Consider the following 15,480-nt stretch of genomic DNA (forward strand, 5'->3'; position numbering starts at 1 on the left):
CTGCCGGAAGGCACGGAGATGGTGATGCCGGGCGACAACGTGACGGTCGACGTGCAGCTGATCGTGCCGATCGCCATGGAGGAGAAGCTGCGCTTCGCAATCCGTGAAGGCGGCCGCACCGTCGGCGCCGGCATCGTCGCTTCCATCGTCGAATAAGAACAAGAGATCTGTCGCGGGCGGGGTAACGCCCGCGCCGCGCCAGAACAAGGAACGACCAGATGAACGGGCAAAATATCCGTATCCGACTTAAAGCGTTCGACCATCGTGTACTCGATGCCTCGACGCGCGAGATCGTCTCGACGGCAAAGCGCACGGGCGCCAATGTGCGTGGCCCGATCCCGCTGCCGACGCGTATCGAGAAGTTCACGGTCAACCGCTCGCCGCACATCGACAAGAAGAGCCGCGAGCAGTTCGAGATGCGTACGCACAAGCGCCTGCTCGATATCGTCGATCCCACCCCGCAGACCGTCGACGCTCTGATGAAGCTCGACCTCGCCGCGGGTGTGGACGTCGAGATCAAGCTCTAAGGCTAAGAACATGAGCCCGAGGTTCGTCCGAAGGCTCCTCTGAAGGAAGAACGAAAAAATGCGTTCAGGTGTAATTGCACAGAAGGTCGGCATGACCCGCGTCTACAACGACGCAGGCGAACATGTGCCGGTCACCGTTCTCCGCATGGAGAACTGCCAGGTCGTGGCGCAGCGCACCCAGGAGAAGAATGGCTACACGGCCGTTCAGCTCGGTGTCGGCCTCGCCAAGGTGAAGAACACGTCGAAGGCGATGCGCGGCCACTTCGCGACCGCTTCCGTCGAGCCCAAGGCCAAGCTGGCCGAGTTCCGCGTGAGCCCGGAGAACCTGGTCGAAGTCGGCGCCGAGATCACCGTCGACCACTTCGTCGCGGGCCAGAAGGTGGACGTTACCGGCACCGCGACCGGCAAGGGTTTCCAGGGCGTCATCAAGCGGCACAACTTCGGTGGCGGCCGCGCGACCCACGGTAACTCGGTTTCGCACCGTACGCACGGCTCGACCGGCCAGCGCCAGGACCCCGGCAAGGTGTTCAAGGGCAAGAAGATGGCCGGCCACATGGGCGCGACCCGCGTCACCACGCAGAACGTCGAGGTTGTGTCGACCGACGCCGACCGTGGCCTGATCCTGATCCGCGGTGCCGTTCCCGGCACCAAGGGCGCCTGGATCCTGGTGCGCGACGCCGCCAAGTCGGCTCTGCCCGAGAACGCGCCGAAGCCGGCCGCCGTGCGCGCCAAGGCTGAAGCCAAGGCCGATACGGCCGTCGAGGGAGCATGACAATGGATCTCAAGATCACCACCCTCGCTGGCAAGGACGCCGGCAAGCTGACGCTCAGCGAAGAGATCTTCGGTCTCGATCCGCGCGAGGACATCCTGCAGCGCGTCGTGCGCTGGCAGCTCGCCAAGAAGCAGCAGGGCACGCACAAGTCGAAGGGCCGCGCGGAGATTTCGCGCACCGGTGCCAAGATGTACAAGCAGAAGGGTACGGGCCGCGCCCGTCACCATTCGGCTCGCGCTCCGCAGTTCCGCGGCGGCGGCAAGGCCCACGGCCCGGTCGTGCGCAGCCACGAGCATGACCTTCCCAAGAAGGTGCGCGCTCTCGGCCTCAAGCATGCGCTGTCGGCCAAGGCGAAGTCGGAAAGCCTGATCATCGTCGACGAGCTGACGCTGACCGACGCCAAGACCAAGGCGCTGACGGCAAGCCTGGCCAAGCTCGGCCTGTCGAACGCCCTCGTCATCGGCGGCGCGGAGCTCGACCTGAACTTTGCGCGGGCTGCTGCCAACATCCCCAACATCGACGTGCTGCCGATCCAGGGCATCAACGTCTACGACATTCTGCGCCGCGGCACGCTGGTCCTTTCGAAGGCCGCCGTCGAGGCTCTCGAGGAGCGCTTCAAATGACGGACCTTCGCCACTACGACGTGATCGTCTCTCCGGCGATCACCGAAAAGTCGACCATGGCCTCCGAGCAGAACCAGGTCGTTTTCAACGTCGCCAAGAAGGCGACGAAGCCCGAGATCAAGGCGGCTATCGAGGCGCTGTTCAGCGTCAAGGTGACGGCCGTGAACACGCTCGTCCGCAAGGGCAAGCTGAAGCGGTTCCGCGGCACGATCGGCCGGCAGGGCGACGTGAAGAAGGCGGTAGTCACGCTGGCTGACGGCCACTCGATCGACGTCGCCACGGGCCTCTGAGACACGGGGCGAGGATAGCAAGATGGCTTTGAAGACTTACAATCCCGTAACGCCGAGCACGCGCCAGCTCGTGCTGGTCGACCGCTCCGCCCTCTACAAGGGCAAGCCGGTCAAGGGCCTCACGGAAGGCCTGACCAAGTCGGGCGGCCGCAACAATGCCGGCCGCATCACGGCCCGCTTCATCGGCGGCGGTCACAAGCGTTCGTACCGCATCATCGACTTCAAGCGCCGCAAGTTCGACATGACGGCGACGGTCGAGCGCATCGAGTACGATCCGAACCGCACCGCGTTCATCGCGCTGGTGAAGTACGAGGACGGCGAGCTGAACTACATCCTGGCGCCGCAGCGTCTGGCCCCCGGCGACAAGATCGTCGCCGGCAACGCGGTCGACGTGAAGCCCGGCAATGCGATGCCGCTCGCCTCGATGCCGGTCGGCACGATCATCCACAATGTCGAGCTGAAGCCCGGCAAGGGTGGCCAGGTCGCCCGTTCGGCCGGTTCCTACGCACAGCTCGTCGGCCGCGACCAGGGCATGGCGATCCTGCGCCTGAACTCTGGCGAGCAGCGCATCGTGTCGGGCCAGTGCCTGGCGACGGTTGGCGCCGTGTCGAACCCCGACCACGGCAACGTCAATCTCGGCAAGGCCGGCCGCAAGGTCTGGCTGGGCAAGCGTCCGCATAACCGCGGCGTCACCATGAACCCGGTTGATCACCCGCATGGCGGCGGCGAAGGCCGCACCTCCGGCGGTCGTCATCCGGTCACGCCGTGGGGCAAGCCGACGAAGGGCAAGAAGACGCGGTCGAACAAGTCGACCGACAAGTTCATCGTTCGCTCGCGCCACCAGCGCAAGAGCTAAGAAGAGGTAGTCAGAAGTGACACGTTCAGTCTGGAAGGGCCCGTTCATCGACGGCTATCTGCTCAAGAAAGCCGACAAGGTGCGCGAAGGCGGCCGCAGCGAAGTGATCAAGATGTGGAGCCGTCGCTCCACCATCCTGCCGCAGTTCGTGGGCCTGACCTTCGGCGTCTACAACGGCCAGAAGCACATCCCGGTGTCCGTGAACGAGGACATGGTCGGTCACAAGTTCGGTGAGTTCGCTCCGACCCGCACCTATTACGGTCACGGCGCGGATAAGAAGGCGAAGAGGAAATAAGATGGGCAAGGCCAAAGCTCCGCGCAGGCTTGCTGACAACGAGGCGCGTGCCGTGCTGCGCACGATCCGTGTCAGCCCGCAGAAGCTGAACCTCGTTGCGCAGATGATCCGCGGCAAGAAGGTCGCGTCGGCGCTCAACGACCTGGAGTTCTCGCGCAAGCGGATTTCCGGGACGGTGAAGAAGACGCTCGAGTCGGCGATCGCCAACGCGGAAAACAATCACGACCTCGATGTCGACGCGCTGATCGTGGCGGAGGCCTATGTCGGCAAGTCGATCGTCATGAAGCGTTTCCACGCTCGTGGCCGCGGCCGCGCCAGCCGCATCGAGAAGCCGTTTTCGCACCTCACGATCGTCGTTCGCGAGGTCGAGGAAAAAGGAGAGGCTGCATAATGGGCCAGAAAATCAACCCGATCGGCTTCCGCCTCGGCATCAACCGGACCTGGGATTCGCGCTGGTACGCGAACACCGGCGAGTACGCCAAGCTGCTGCATGAGGATCTGAAGATCCGCGAGTACCTCGAGAAGGAACTCAAGCAGGCGGCCATCTCCAAGGTGGTGATCGAGCGTCCGCACAAGAAGTGCCGCGTCACGATCCACGCCGCCCGCCCGGGCCTGATCATCGGCAAGAAGGGCGCCGACATCGAGAAGCTTCGCAAGAAGCTGACCGAGATGACGCAGTCCGAGACGCACCTCAACATCGTCGAGGTTCGCAAGCCGGAGATCGACGCGACGCTCGTCGCGCAGTCGATCGCCCAGCAGCTCGAGCGTCGTATCGCGTTCCGCCGTGCCATGAAGCGCGCCGTTCAGTCGGCGATGCGTCTCGGCGCAGAGGGCATCCGCATCAACTGCTCGGGTCGTCTGGGCGGCGCGGAAATCGCCCGCATGGAATGGTACCGCGAGGGACGCGTGCCGCTGCATACGCTGCGCGCCGACGTCGATTACGGCACCGCCGAAGCGCAGACCGCCTATGGCATCTGCGGCGTCAAGGTCTGGGTGTTCAAGGGCGAGATCCTGGAGCACGACCCGATGGCGTCGGAGCGTCGCGCGACCGAGGGTGAACAGCAGCCGTCCGCCCGCAGGCGTGAACGCGAGAACGCCTGAGCGGCGAAGGAATTGGAGTAACGAAAGATGCTGCAGCCAAAGCGCACGAAATTCCGCAAGCAGTTCAAGGGCCGCATCCACGGCGCCGCCAAGGGCGGCACCAACCTGGATTTCGGTGGCTTCGGACTGAAGGCGCTCGAGCCGAACCGCGTCACCGCGCGTGAGATCGAGGCGGCCCGCCGCGCGATCACCCGCGAGATGAAGCGCGCCGGCCGTGTCTGGATCCGCGTGTTCCCGGATCTTCCGGTGACCTCGAAGCCGACCGAAGTCCGCATGGGCAAGGGCAAGGGCGCGGTCGACTACTGGGCCTGCCGCGTCAAGCCTGGCCGCGTCATGTTCGAGATCGACGGCGTCTCGGAAGAGATCGCCCGCGAGGCACTGCGTCTCGGCGCCGCCAAGCTGTCGGTCAGGACGCGCTTCGTACAGCGCATCGCAGAATAGGAAGGGACGCCACGATGAAGGCCTCCGACGTCAGGACCAAGACCGCCGACCAGCTCAACGACGAACTGGCTAGCCTCAAGAAGGAGCAGTTCAACCTGCGCTTCCAGAAGGCGACCGGCCAGCTCGAGAAGACGGCGCGCGTCAAGCAGGTCCGCAGGGACATCGCGCGCATCAAGACCATCGCCGCCGAAAAAGCTTCGGCCAAGAAGGTATAAGGACAAGACCATGCCAAAGCGCATTTTGCAGGGCACCGTCGTCAGCGACAAGAACGAGAAGACCGTCGTCGTGAAGGTCGAGCGTCGCTACACGCACCCGGTGATGAAGAAGACCGTTCGTTCGACGAAGAAGTACAAGGCGCACGACGAGAACAACGCCTGCAAGGTGGGCGACAGCGTGTTCATCCAGGAATCGAAGCCGATCTCCCGGGACAAGCGCTGGGTCGTCGTGACCGACGCACAGGCCTAGACAACAATAATTGGATTGACGGGGAGGGCGCGAGCCGGTCCCCGGTGAAGGAAGAAGGCGGCCAGTCATGATTCAGATGCAAACAAACCTCGACGTCGCGGACAACTCCGGCGCCCGTCGTGTCATGTGCATCAAGGTGCTGGGCGGCTCGAAGCGGAAGTATGCTTCGGTCGGCGACATCATCGTCGTTTCGATCAAGGAAGCCATTCCGCGCGGCCGCGTTAAGAAGGGCGATGTGATGAAGGCGGTCGTCGTGCGCACCGCCAAGGACATCCGCCGCCCTGACGGCAGTGTGATCCGTTTCGACAAGAACGCGGCCGTTCTGGTCGACAACAAGAAAGAGCCAGTCGGCACCCGTATCTTCGGGCCGGTTCCGCGCGAGCTTCGCGCCAAGAACCACATGAAGATCATCTCGCTGGCGCCTGAAGTGCTGTAAGGAGCCGGAAATGCAGAAGATCAGAAAAGGCGACAAGGTCGTCGTCCTGGCCGGCAAGGACAAGGGACGCACCGGCGAGGTGCTGTCGGTCCTGCCGAAGGAAGACAAGGCCGTCGTTCGTGGCGTGAACCAGGTTCGCCGCCACCAGAAGCAGACCCAATCGCAGGAAGGCGGCATCATCACCAAGGAAGCGCCGATCCACCTGTCCAACCTGGCTATCGCCGACCCCAAGGACGGCAAGCCGACCCGCGTCGGCTTCCGCGTCGATGGCGACAAGAAGGTGCGTTTCGCCAAGCGCTCGGGAGAAGTCATCAATGGCTAAGGCAGCAGCACAGGCCCAGGCTAAGGCTAAGATCCAGCCGCGCCTCCGCAAGGTCTATGAAGAGCAGATCCGCAAGGCTCTGATCGAGCAGTTCAAGTACGACAACGTCATGGAGGTTCCGCGCCTCGACAAGATCGTACTGAACATGGGCGTCGGCGAGGCGACCGGCGATTCCAAGAAGCCTTCGGTCGCTGCCGAGGACCTCGCTCTGATCGCCGGCCAGAAGGCCGTCGTCACGCGGGCCCGCAAGTCGATCGCCGGCTTCAAGGTGCGCGAGCAGATGCCGATCGGCGCCAAGGTGACGCTCCGCAGCGAGCGCATGTACGAGTTCCTGGACCGCCTGGTCACGATCGCGCTGCCGCGCGTCCGCGACTTCCGCGGCCTGAACCCGAAGAGCTTCGACGGCCGTGGCAACTACGCCATGGGCATCAAGGAGCACATCGTGTTCCCGGAGATCAACTACGACAAGGTCGATCAGATCTGGGGCATGGACATCATCGTTTGTACGACCGCCAAGACGGACGACGAAGCCAGGGCGCTGCTCAAGGGCTTCAACTTCCCCTTCCGGCAGTAACGGCAGCGAGCAAAGGAAAATCTGAATGGCAAAGACCAGCTCAGTCGAGAAGAACAAGCGTCGCCGGAACCTGACCGCGCGCTACGCCGCCAAGCGCGCCGCGCTGAAGGCGATCGTCATGGATCAGTCCCGTCCGCTCGAGGAGCGCTTCCGCGCGCAGCTCAAGCTGTCGGCGATGCCGCGCAACGGCGCCAAGATCCGCATCCGCAACCGTTGCGAGGTGACCGGCCGTCCGCGTGCGTACTACCGCAAGCTCGGCATGTCGCGCGTGGCGCTTCGTGAACTCGGCAACTCCGGGGCTGTCCCCGGGCTCGTCAAGTCCAGCTGGTAAGGAGGACCGAGATGTCTTTGAGTGATCCTCTCGGCGATATGCTGACCCGCATCCGCAACGCTTACGGCCGCAAGAAGTCGAAGGTTTCGACCCCGGCCTCGAAGCTGCGCGCCCGCGTGCTTGAAGTGCTGAAGGCGGAAGGCTACATCCGCGACTACAGCCAGACCGACTTCGACAACGGCAAGTCCGAGATCGAGATCGAGCTGAAGTATTTCGACGGCGCCCCCGTGGTCCGCGAGATCGCCCGCGTTTCGAAGCCCGGCCGGCGCGTCTACGTCTCGGCCAAGTCGATTCCGCACGTCGCCAATGGCCTCGGCATCGCCATCCTTTCAACTCCGAAGGGTGTCATGGCCGACCACGATGCGCGCGAGCAGAACGTCGGCGGCGAAGTGCTTTGCCAGATCTTCTGATCGGCTGAACAGACACGAGAACGAGGAGACGATAATGTCTCGTATTGGCAAGAAACCCGTATCCGTGCCCCAGGGCGTGACCGCCACGGTCGACGGCCAGACCGTCACGGCGAAGGGTCCGAAGGGCGAACTCAAGTTCGTCGTCAACGAGGAAGTGCTGGTCAAGATGGACGACGGCCAGATCGCCGTCGAGCCGCGCGACCAGTCGAAGGCGGCGCGTTCCAAGTGGGGCATGTCGCGCACGCAGATCGTGAACATCCTGAACGGCGTGAAGGAAGGCTTCGAGAAGAAGCTCGAGATCAACGGCGTCGGCTACCGCGCGGCGATGCAGGGCAAGAACCTGCAGCTTGCTCTGGGCTTTAGCCATGACGTGGTCTATGAGACCCCGCAGGGAATCACCATCGCCGTGCCGAAGCCCACCGAGATCACCGTTTCGGGCATCGACAAGCAGCAGGTCGGCCAGGTCGCGGCCGAGATTCGCAAGTACCGCGGCCCCGAGCCCTACAAGGGCAAGGGCGTGAAGTACGCCGAAGAGCGCATCGTGCGCAAGGTCGGCAAGAAGAAGTAACCGGCGCGCGCCTTGCCTGGAAGCGGAGCTTCCGGGCAGGGCCGTTCCAGCAACGCCACGGAGGCGCGGCCGCGGGAGGTTTTCCTACCGCACATGGCGGCCTCCGGTAGATGAAGGCAGAAGAGACATGGCATCCAAAGAATCCACGCAGCGCCGCGCGCAGCGCATCCGTCGTCAGATCAAGGCCGTAGCCAATGGCCGCCTGCGTCTGTCGGTGCACCGTTCCTCGAAGAACATCCACGCCCAGATCATCGACGACGCCAAGGGTCACACGATCGCGTCGGCGTCGACGCTGGAGAAGGATCTGAAGGGTTCGCTGAAGACCGGCGCTGACGTCGCCGCCGCCGCCGCCGTCGGCAAGCTCGTCGCCGAGCGCGCCGCCAAGGCCGGCGTCAAGGAAGTGGTCTTCGACCGCGGTCCCTACATCTATCACGGCCGCGTCAAGGCGCTGGCCGACGCCGCCCGCGAAGGCGGCCTCGACTTCTGATTCAAGCCGCCGGCCGCCACGGCCGGCAAACAGCAACCCGTGCTTCCGGAAAAGAACAAGGACAGGATATGGCACAGGAACGTAGAGAAGGCGGCCGCGACCGCCGGGACCGCGAGGAGCGCGACAGCGAGTTCGTCGACAAGCTGGTCCACATCAACCGCGTCGCCAAGGTGGTCAAGGGTGGCCGTCGCTTCGGCTTCGCCGCGCTCGTCGTGGTCGGCGACCAGAAGGGCCGCGTCGGCTTCGGCCACGGCAAGGCCCGTGAAGTGCCGGAGGCGATCCGCAAGGCGACCGAATCCGCCAAGCGCGACCTGATCTTCGTGCCGCTGCGGTCCGGCCGCACGCTGCACCACGACGTCGAAGGCCGTCATGGTGCGGGCCGCGTCCTGCTGCGCGCCGCCAAGGCCGGTACCGGCATCATCGCCGGCGGCCCGATGCGCGCCGTCTTCGAGACGCTCGGCATGCATGACGTCGTCGCCAAGTCGATGGGGTCGTCGAACCCCTACAACATGGTGCGCGCCACGTTCGATGCGCTGAAGAGCCAGATGCATCCGAAGGATGTGGCCGCGCAGCGCGGCATCAAGTACTCGACCCTCCAGGCTCGCCGCGGCAACGCGGTCGCGGCCGACGAGTAAGTCGACGCCAGAGGATCATCACGATGGCCAAGAAAGCTACCAAGACCGTGACCGTCGAGCAGATCGGCAGTCCGATTCGCCGGCCGAAGGAGCAGCGCGCGACGCTGGTCGGCCTCGGTCTCAACAAGATGCACCGCCGCCGGACGCTGGAGGACACTCCTTCGGTGCGCGGCATGATCGCAGCCGTTTCCCATCTCGTTCGCGTCGTCGAAGAGAAGTAAGGGCAGGGCGCGAGGAGAAAGACGATGAAACTCAACGAACTGAGCGACAAGGAAGGCGCGACCCATTCGCGCAAGCGCCTCGGGCGCGGCATCGGCTCGGGCTCCGGCAAGACCGCCGGCCGCGGCGTGAAGGGCCAGAAGGCGCGCTCCGGCGTCGCCATCAACGGCTTCGAGGGCGGCCAGATGCCGCTCTACCGCCGTCTGCCCAAGCGCGGCTTCAAGAACCCGAACGCCAAGGACTTCAACGCCGTGTCGCTGGCCCGCATCCAGGCCGCGATCGACGCCAAGAAGCTTGACGCCAAGGCGACAGTGGACGCCGAGGCGCTCGTCAAGGCCGGTGTGATCCGCCGCGCCCGCGACGGCGTGCGTCTGCTTTCCGACGGCGAGCTCAAGGCCAAGCTGTCCTTCGACGTCGCCGGCGCTTCCAAGGCCGCGATCGAGAAGATCGAGAAGGCCGGCGGGTCGGTCAAGCTTCCCGCCCAGGCGGAAGCCTCCGAGTAACGGGCCCTTCGGACGGGCGGCGGCACGCTGTTGCCGCCGCTTGCAACTTCGTCGCCCGCAGCCTATCTCGAAGCCTCGGCGACGCGTGACGTCTGGACGGTACCGGTAGACCGGCCCAACTCGGCGCGACCAAGCGGAGAACTTGCATGGCATCGGCTGCAGAACAACTTGCATCCAATCTGAATTTCGCAGCCTTCGCCAAGGCAGAGGATCTCAAGAAGCGCATCTGGTTCACCCTCGGCGCTCTCCTCGTCTACCGCCTCGGCACCTACATCCCGCTTCCCGGCATCAATCCCAACGCCTTCGCGCAGGCCTTCCAGCAGCAGTCCGGCGGCGTGCTCGGCATGTTCAACATGTTCGCGGGCGGCGCCGTCGAGCGCATGGCGATCTTCGCGCTGGGCATCATGCCCTACATTTCCGCCTCCATCATCATGCAGCTCATGACGTCGGTCATCCCGACGCTCGAGCAGCTGAAGAAGGAAGGCGAGCAGGGCCGCAAGGTCATCAACCAGTACACGCGCTACGGCACCGTGCTGCTGGCCGTCGTGCAGGCCTACGGCATTTCCATAGGCCTCGAGAGCGGCAACGGCATCGTCGCCGATCCCGGCATCTTCTTCCGTATCTCCGCCGTCATCACGCTCGTCGGCGGCACCATGTTCCTGATTTGGCTGGGCGAGCAGATCACCGCCCGCGGCATCGGCAACGGCATTTCGCTGATCATCTTCGCGGGTATCGTGGCCGGCCTGCCGCACGCCATCTCCGGCACGCTCGAGCTCGGCCGCACCGGCGCGCTCTCGACCGGCCTGATCCTGGCCATCATCGTGCTGGCCATCGTCGTGATCGCGCTCATCGTCTTCTTCGAGCGCGCGCAGCGCCGGCTGCTGATCCAGTATCCGAAGCGCCAGGTCGGTAACCGCATGTTCCAGGGCGATACGTCGCACCTGCCGCTCAAGCTCAACACCGCGGGCGTCATCCCGCCGATCTTCGCGTCCTCGCTGCTGCTCCTGCCCGCGACCGTCGCCGGCTTCTCGGCCACGACCAACTTGCCGGCCTGGGCGTCGACGATCATCGCCGCGCTCGGCCACGGCCAGCCGCTCTACATGGCGTTCTACGCCGCCATGATCGTCTTCTTCGCCTTCTTCTATACGGCGATCGTCTTCAATCCGAAGGACACGGCAGACCAGCTCAAGAAGCATTCGGGCTTCATCCCCGGCTACCGCCCGGGCGAGCGCACCGCCGAGTACATCGACTATGTGCTGACGCGCATCACGGTCATCGGCGCCATCTATCTCGTGTGCGTCTGCCTCCTGCCTGAGTTCCTCATCTCGGCGACTGGCGTACCGTTCTACCTCGGTGGCACTTCGCTTCTGATCGTGGTCAGTGTAACGCTCGACACGGTTGCGCAGATCCAGGGTCACCTGATCGCGCACCAGTACGAGGGGCTGATCAAGAAGTCGAAGCTGCGCGGAGGAAAGAGGGGACGATGAGACTGATACTGCTTGGTCCGCCGGGGGCGGGCAAGGGGACGCAAGCGCAGAGGCTGGTCGAGAAGTACGGCATACCTCAGCTTTCCACGGGCGACATGCTGCGTGCGGCGGTTGCCGCCCAGACGCCGGTCGGATTGAAGGCGAAGGCGGTCATGGATGCGGGCGAGCTCGTGTCGGACGACATCGTCAACGCCATCGTCGCCGAGCGAATCGACCAGCAGGATTGCGCCGGCGGCTTCATCCTCGACGGCTACCCGCGCACGCTCGCGCAGGCCGACGCGGTGCAGAAGATGCTGACGGACCGCGGCCAGAAGCTCGACGTGGTGATCGAGCTCGTCGTTGACGACAAGGCGCTGGTCGGCCGCATCGCCAGGCGCGCCGAAGAGACGAAGGCCGCCGGCAAGCCGGTGCGCAAGGACGACGACCCGGCTGTGTTCCCGGAGCGGCTGCGCGAGTACTACAAGAAGACCGCCCCGCTGACCGGCTACTACTACGCCAAGGGGCTGCTCACCGGCGTCGACGGCATGGCCGGCATCGACGATGTCACCGCCGAGATCGAGGCGGTGCTCGGCAAGGTCGGCGCGAAGGTCTGAACGGACGGTTGACGGGGCTGCGCCGCTGGACTATAGCGGCGCATCTCCAAATCAGGCGTGAGGCTGCCGGGTCCTAGGGACAAGGCGGCCTTGTTGAATTGGAAGATACCCGCAAGGGCCGGCCTCCACCGGACGCGGGTCGACAACAACCCGCCGGACAGCAGAGCTGAAGCCGGCCTACATGGAGATGAAGATGGCCCGTATAGCAGGCGTCAACATACCGACCAACAAGCGCGTCGTGATCGCGCTCCAGTACATTCACGGCATCGGCAAGAAGTTCGCGCAGGAGATCGTCGAGAAGGTCGGCATTCCGCTCGACCGCCGCGTGAACCAGCTCACCGACGCCGAAGTTCTTCAGATCCGCGAGGCGATCGACCGCGACTACCAGGTCGAGGGCGATCTGCGCCGCGAGACCTCGATGAACATCAAGCGCCTGATGGACCTCGGCTGCTACCGTGGCCTGCGCCACCGCCGCAACCTGCCGGTCCGCGGCCAGCGCACGCACACCAACGCCCGCACCCGCAAGGGCCCGGCGAAGGCGATCGCAGGCAAGAAGAAGTAATTAGGGGAATAGGGAAGCAAGGGAGTAGGGCGATATGTGATGCCTTTGCGGCCGTCCGCAGCGCTCCACATACGCCCCTATTTCACTGCTCCCCTACTCACCTCTGGTGTAGCCGCTGGCGTTACGGCGGCGTTGAGATCGATAGAAAGGTAAGACATGGCCAAGGAAGCCGCACGCGTCCGCCGTCGCGAACGCAAGAACATCTCGTCGGGCACCGCCCACGTGAACTCCACCTTCAACAACACGATGATCACCATCACCGACGCGCAGGGCAACACCATCGCTTGGTCGTCGGCCGGCGCCCAGGGCTTCAAGGGTTCGCGCAAGTCCACCCCGTTCGCCGCGCAGATGGCTGCCGAGGACGTCGCCCGCAAGGCGCAGGAACACGGCATGCGCATGCTCGAGGTCGAGGTCTGCGGTCCGGGTTCGGGCCGTGAGTCGGCGCTGCGCGCGCTCCAGGCCGGCGGCTTCACCATCACCTCGATCCGCGACGTGACGCCGATCCCGCACAATGGCTGCCGCCCGCGCAAGAAGCGCCGCGTCTGACCAGCCGGCTTTAACACTGCCGCGCGAGCTTCCGGCCCGGAACCGGTCCTGACGCTCCTCCGCGGGTTTCCATGGCGACCGCCACGATTGGATGGTGGCGGTACAACGGAAGGAAGACCAGATGATCCAGAAGAATTGGCAAGAGCTGATCAAGCCGAACAAGATCGAGTTCACGTCGAAGAACAAGACGCTGACGACGCTCGTCGCCGAGCCGCTCGAGCGCGGCTTCGGTCTAACGCTCGGCAACGCGCTGCGTCGCGTGCTGCTGTCGTCGCTGCGCGGCGCCGCCGTCACCGCCGTCCAGATCGACGGCGTGCTGCATGAGTTCTCGTCCATCGGCGGCGTCCGCGAGGACGTCACCGACATCGTGCTCAACATCAAGGAAATCGCCATCAAGATGGAAGGCGACGGACCCAAGCGCATGGTCGTGCGCAAGCAGGGGCCGGGCGCCGTCACCGCCGGCGACATCCAGACTGTCGGCGACGTCGAGATCCTCAATCCCGACCATGTCATCTGCACGCTCGACGAGGGCGCGGAGATCCGCATGGAGTTCACCGTCGACACCGGCAAGGGCTACGTCCCGGCCGACCGCAACCGCGCCGAGGATGCGCCGATCGGCCTGATCCCGGTCGACAGCCTCTACTCGCCTGTCAAGAAGGTCTCCTACAAGGTCGAGAACACGCGCGAGGGCCAGGTTCTCGACTACGACAAGCTGACCATGACGATCGAGACCAACGGCTCGGTCACGGGCGAGGACGCCGTGGCGTTCGCCGCGCGCATCCTGCAGGACCAGCTTGGCCTGTTCGTCAACTTCGACGAGCCGCAGAAGGAAGTCGCTTCCGAGGCCGTCACCGAGCTCGCCTTCAACCCGGCGCTGCTCAAGAAGGTGGACGAACTGGAACTGTCGGTCCGTTCGGCAAACTGCCTGAAGAACGACAACATCGTCTATATCGGCGACCTGATCCAGAAGACCGAGGCGGAGATGCTGCGCACTCCGAACTTCGGCCGCAAGTCGCTGAACGAGATCAAGGAAGTGCTGGCGGCAATGGGCCTGCACCTCGGCATGGAAGTGCCGGATTGGCCGCCGGAGAACATCGAAGATCTCGCAAAGCGCTACGAAGACCAGTACTGAGCCGCAGTAGAGCATGGTGCCAAGGACCGGTTCGTCCGGTCCGACGGCCATGCGGAAAACCATCAGGGGCCGTGGCCTCTTGAACAACTGAAGAAGGAAGACAGCCATGCGCCACGGTTTTAAGGGCCGTCGCTTCGCTCGCAGCGTAAGCCACCGCAAGTCCATGTTCGCCAACCTCGCCGTGTCTCTCATCGAGCACGAGCAGATCGTCACAACGCTCGAGAAGGCGAAGGATTTGCGCCCGATCGTCGAGAAGCTCGTGACGCTCGGCAAGCGCGGCGACCTGCATGCGCGCCGCCAGGTGATCGCCCGGATCGGCAACGAGGACGTCGTGAAGCGTCTGTTCGACGTGGTCGCTCCCCGCTACGCAAGCCGCAACGGCGGCTATCTGCGCATCATGAAGGCGGGCTTCCGCCACGGCGACAACGCCGCGATGGCCGTGATCGAGTTCGTCGACCGCGACACCTCGGCCAAGGGTGCTGCCGACCGCGCACGCGCGGAAGCGGAAGATGCCGGCGAGAGCGAAGCCGCAGCCTGATCCGCGGATATCTTGAAAGAGTTTAAGGGGCCTTCGGGCCCCTTTTCGTTGCTATCGTGTCCGCCACGCTGCATCCCGAAGCGTCAGCGGAGGCAATCCATGTTCGAGAAGTTGATGGCACCGATGGCCTTTGCCGCCATGCTTCTGTCCTGGTGGGCCGCGGTCGCTGGGGGAGGGGATGATGCGATGATTCTCGAGGCGGTCCTTGCCGGCAACCTGCAGCAGGTGCGCATGCTGGTCGATCGTTCGGACCTCGAAGTGCGGGACGGGCAGGGGCGCACGGCTCTGCTGCTCGCCACGCGGGCCGACAATGTCGAGATCGCCCGGCTGTTGATCGAGGCCGGCGCCGACGTCAACGCCAGGGATGCGATCAAGGACACGCCCTACCTCTATGCCGGCGCGGAGGGGCGCGACGAGATCCTGAAGATGATCCTCGCCACCGGCCGGGCCAACCTGAAGGACACCAATCGCTATGGCGGCACCGCCCTGATCCCCGCGGCGGACAAGGGCCATCCATCGACGGTGCGTCTGCTGATCGCGGCGGGCGTCGAGATCGACCACGTCAACAATCTCGGCTGGACGGCCTTGATGGAGGCGGTGATCCTCGGGGATGGCGGCCCGGTCCATCAGGAGATCGTCGGCATCCTGGTCGACGCCAGGGCCCGGCAGATACCCGATCGCGACGGGATCACGCCGCTAGAGCATGCGCGCCGGCTCGGCTTCGGGGAAATCGCCGAGAGGATGGTCTCCGGGCCGCGATAGTCCGC

29 protein-coding genes are annotated in these 15,480 nt (G+C 64.6%); all 29 read left to right on the forward strand.

Annotated features, from left to right (window positions below):
* Positions 1–156, forward strand: a 156-nt coding sequence (locus ABUE31_RS19110) for an EF-Tu C-terminal domain-related protein (protein WP_496400974.1), incomplete at its 5' end; no start/stop codon positions are given.
* A 62-nt stretch (positions 157–218) separates the two neighbouring features.
* A complete protein-coding gene (gene rpsJ / locus ABUE31_RS19115) occupies positions 219–527 on the forward strand; it encodes a 30S ribosomal protein S10 (protein ID WP_007066362.1) in 309 nt (102 codons plus the stop codon).
* A gap of 58 nt (positions 528–585) precedes the next feature.
* Positions 586–1,299 carry a 50S ribosomal protein L3 gene (gene rplC, locus ABUE31_RS19120; RefSeq protein ID WP_367725327.1) on the forward strand — a complete coding sequence of 238 codons (714 nt, stop codon included), beginning with the start codon at positions 586–588 and terminating at the stop codon, positions 1,297–1,299.
* A gap of 2 nt (positions 1,300–1,301) precedes the next feature.
* Positions 1,302–1,922 carry a 50S ribosomal protein L4 gene (gene rplD / locus ABUE31_RS19125; RefSeq protein WP_367725328.1) on the forward strand — a complete coding sequence of 207 codons (621 nt, stop codon included), beginning with the start codon at positions 1,302–1,304 and terminating at the stop codon, positions 1,920–1,922.
* Positions 1,919–2,212: a 50S ribosomal protein L23 gene (locus ABUE31_RS19130; protein WP_121581821.1), complete on the forward strand. Its 294-nt coding sequence runs from the start codon at positions 1,919–1,921 to the stop codon at positions 2,210–2,212. Before rplD ends, ABUE31_RS19130 begins: the two co-directional genes overlap by 4 nt.
* Positions 2,213–2,234: 22 nt before the next feature.
* Positions 2,235–3,068, forward strand: a complete 834-nt coding sequence (rplB, locus tag ABUE31_RS19135) for a 50S ribosomal protein L2 (RefSeq protein WP_367725329.1) — start codon at positions 2,235–2,237, stop codon at positions 3,066–3,068.
* A gap of 16 nt (positions 3,069–3,084) precedes the next feature.
* Positions 3,085–3,363, forward strand: coding sequence for a 30S ribosomal protein S19 (gene rpsS, locus ABUE31_RS19140; protein ID WP_367725330.1), 279 nt, complete (start codon positions 3,085–3,087; stop codon positions 3,361–3,363).
* A 1-nt stretch (position 3,364) separates the two neighbouring features.
* Positions 3,365–3,754 carry a 50S ribosomal protein L22 gene (rplV, locus tag ABUE31_RS19145; RefSeq protein ID WP_367725331.1) on the forward strand — a complete coding sequence of 130 codons (390 nt, stop codon included), beginning with the start codon at positions 3,365–3,367 and terminating at the stop codon, positions 3,752–3,754.
* Positions 3,754–4,464, forward strand: a complete 711-nt coding sequence (rpsC, locus tag ABUE31_RS19150; RefSeq protein WP_367725332.1) for a 30S ribosomal protein S3 — start codon at positions 3,754–3,756, stop codon at positions 4,462–4,464. The genes rplV and rpsC overlap by 1 nt, the downstream gene beginning before the upstream one ends.
* Positions 4,465–4,491: 27 nt before the next feature.
* Complete coding sequence (gene rplP / locus ABUE31_RS19155; protein ID WP_367725333.1) at positions 4,492–4,905, forward strand: 50S ribosomal protein L16; 414 nt, start codon at positions 4,492–4,494, stop codon at positions 4,903–4,905.
* A gap of 14 nt (positions 4,906–4,919) precedes the next feature.
* Positions 4,920–5,120 carry a 50S ribosomal protein L29 gene (gene rpmC / locus ABUE31_RS19160; protein WP_367725334.1) on the forward strand — a complete coding sequence of 67 codons (201 nt, stop codon included), beginning with the start codon at positions 4,920–4,922 and terminating at the stop codon, positions 5,118–5,120.
* 10 nt (positions 5,121–5,130) lie between these two features.
* Positions 5,131–5,370 carry a 30S ribosomal protein S17 gene (gene rpsQ / locus ABUE31_RS19165; RefSeq protein ID WP_367725335.1) on the forward strand — a complete coding sequence of 80 codons (240 nt, stop codon included), beginning with the start codon at positions 5,131–5,133 and terminating at the stop codon, positions 5,368–5,370.
* A gap of 67 nt (positions 5,371–5,437) precedes the next feature.
* Positions 5,438–5,806 (forward strand): 50S ribosomal protein L14, encoded by a 369-nt coding sequence (rplN, locus tag ABUE31_RS19170; RefSeq protein WP_024924768.1) that lies wholly within the window; start codon positions 5,438–5,440, stop codon positions 5,804–5,806.
* Positions 5,807–5,816: 10 nt separating this feature from the next.
* The gene (rplX, locus tag ABUE31_RS19175; protein WP_367725336.1) at positions 5,817–6,128 is read left to right on the forward strand and encodes a 50S ribosomal protein L24; all 312 of its coding nucleotides are present in this window, start codon (positions 5,817–5,819) and stop codon (positions 6,126–6,128) included.
* Positions 6,121–6,702: a 50S ribosomal protein L5 gene (rplE, locus tag ABUE31_RS19180; RefSeq protein WP_367725337.1), complete on the forward strand. Its 582-nt coding sequence runs from the start codon at positions 6,121–6,123 to the stop codon at positions 6,700–6,702. The genes rplX and rplE overlap by 8 nt, the downstream gene beginning before the upstream one ends.
* Positions 6,703–6,727: 25 nt before the next feature.
* Complete coding sequence (gene rpsN / locus ABUE31_RS19185; RefSeq protein ID WP_367725338.1) at positions 6,728–7,033, forward strand: 30S ribosomal protein S14; 306 nt, start codon at positions 6,728–6,730, stop codon at positions 7,031–7,033.
* 11 nt (positions 7,034–7,044) lie between these two features.
* Positions 7,045–7,443 carry a 30S ribosomal protein S8 gene (gene rpsH / locus ABUE31_RS19190; protein WP_367725340.1) on the forward strand — a complete coding sequence of 133 codons (399 nt, stop codon included), beginning with the start codon at positions 7,045–7,047 and terminating at the stop codon, positions 7,441–7,443.
* A gap of 34 nt (positions 7,444–7,477) precedes the next feature.
* Entirely contained in the window at positions 7,478–8,011 is a 534-nt protein-coding gene (gene rplF, locus ABUE31_RS19195; RefSeq protein WP_367725342.1) for a 50S ribosomal protein L6, read from the forward strand.
* A 127-nt stretch (positions 8,012–8,138) separates the two neighbouring features.
* Positions 8,139–8,498: a 50S ribosomal protein L18 gene (gene rplR / locus ABUE31_RS19200; RefSeq protein WP_367725343.1), complete on the forward strand. Its 360-nt coding sequence runs from the start codon at positions 8,139–8,141 to the stop codon at positions 8,496–8,498.
* A 68-nt stretch (positions 8,499–8,566) separates the two neighbouring features.
* Positions 8,567–9,133 (forward strand): 30S ribosomal protein S5, encoded by a 567-nt coding sequence (gene rpsE, locus ABUE31_RS19205; RefSeq protein WP_367725344.1) that lies wholly within the window; start codon positions 8,567–8,569, stop codon positions 9,131–9,133.
* Positions 9,134–9,156: 23 nt separating this feature from the next.
* A complete protein-coding gene (rpmD, locus tag ABUE31_RS19210; RefSeq protein ID WP_367725345.1) occupies positions 9,157–9,354 on the forward strand; it encodes a 50S ribosomal protein L30 in 198 nt (65 codons plus the stop codon).
* Between the two features lie 24 nt (positions 9,355–9,378).
* Positions 9,379–9,855 (forward strand): 50S ribosomal protein L15, encoded by a 477-nt coding sequence (gene rplO, locus ABUE31_RS19215; protein ID WP_367725346.1) that lies wholly within the window; start codon positions 9,379–9,381, stop codon positions 9,853–9,855.
* Positions 9,856–10,001: 146 nt separating this feature from the next.
* Entirely contained in the window at positions 10,002–11,342 is a 1,341-nt protein-coding gene (gene secY, locus ABUE31_RS19220) for a preprotein translocase subunit SecY (protein WP_367725347.1), read from the forward strand.
* Positions 11,339–11,935 (forward strand): adenylate kinase, encoded by a 597-nt coding sequence (locus tag ABUE31_RS19225; protein WP_367725348.1) that lies wholly within the window; start codon positions 11,339–11,341, stop codon positions 11,933–11,935. Before secY ends, ABUE31_RS19225 begins: the two co-directional genes overlap by 4 nt.
* A gap of 193 nt (positions 11,936–12,128) precedes the next feature.
* Positions 12,129–12,497: a 30S ribosomal protein S13 gene (rpsM, locus tag ABUE31_RS19230; RefSeq protein WP_367725349.1), complete on the forward strand. Its 369-nt coding sequence runs from the start codon at positions 12,129–12,131 to the stop codon at positions 12,495–12,497.
* A 156-nt stretch (positions 12,498–12,653) separates the two neighbouring features.
* Positions 12,654–13,043 (forward strand): 30S ribosomal protein S11, encoded by a 390-nt coding sequence (gene rpsK, locus ABUE31_RS19235; RefSeq protein ID WP_367725350.1) that lies wholly within the window; start codon positions 12,654–12,656, stop codon positions 13,041–13,043.
* 121 nt (positions 13,044–13,164) lie between these two features.
* Entirely contained in the window at positions 13,165–14,175 is a 1,011-nt protein-coding gene (locus tag ABUE31_RS19240; RefSeq protein ID WP_367725351.1) for a DNA-directed RNA polymerase subunit alpha, read from the forward strand.
* Positions 14,176–14,281: 106 nt separating this feature from the next.
* Positions 14,282–14,713 carry a 50S ribosomal protein L17 gene (rplQ, locus tag ABUE31_RS19245; protein WP_367725352.1) on the forward strand — a complete coding sequence of 144 codons (432 nt, stop codon included), beginning with the start codon at positions 14,282–14,284 and terminating at the stop codon, positions 14,711–14,713.
* Between the two features lie 138 nt (positions 14,714–14,851).
* Positions 14,852–15,475 carry an ankyrin repeat domain-containing protein gene (locus ABUE31_RS19250; RefSeq protein ID WP_437344162.1) on the forward strand — a complete coding sequence of 208 codons (624 nt, stop codon included), beginning with the start codon at positions 14,852–14,854 and terminating at the stop codon, positions 15,473–15,475.
* Positions 15,476–15,480: the final 5 nt, after the last annotated feature.

This window comes from Mesorhizobium marinum, from assembly GCF_040813675.1.
In the GTDB taxonomy this organism is placed as follows: Bacteria; Pseudomonadota; Alphaproteobacteria; order Rhizobiales; family Rhizobiaceae; genus Mesorhizobium_K; species Mesorhizobium_K marinum.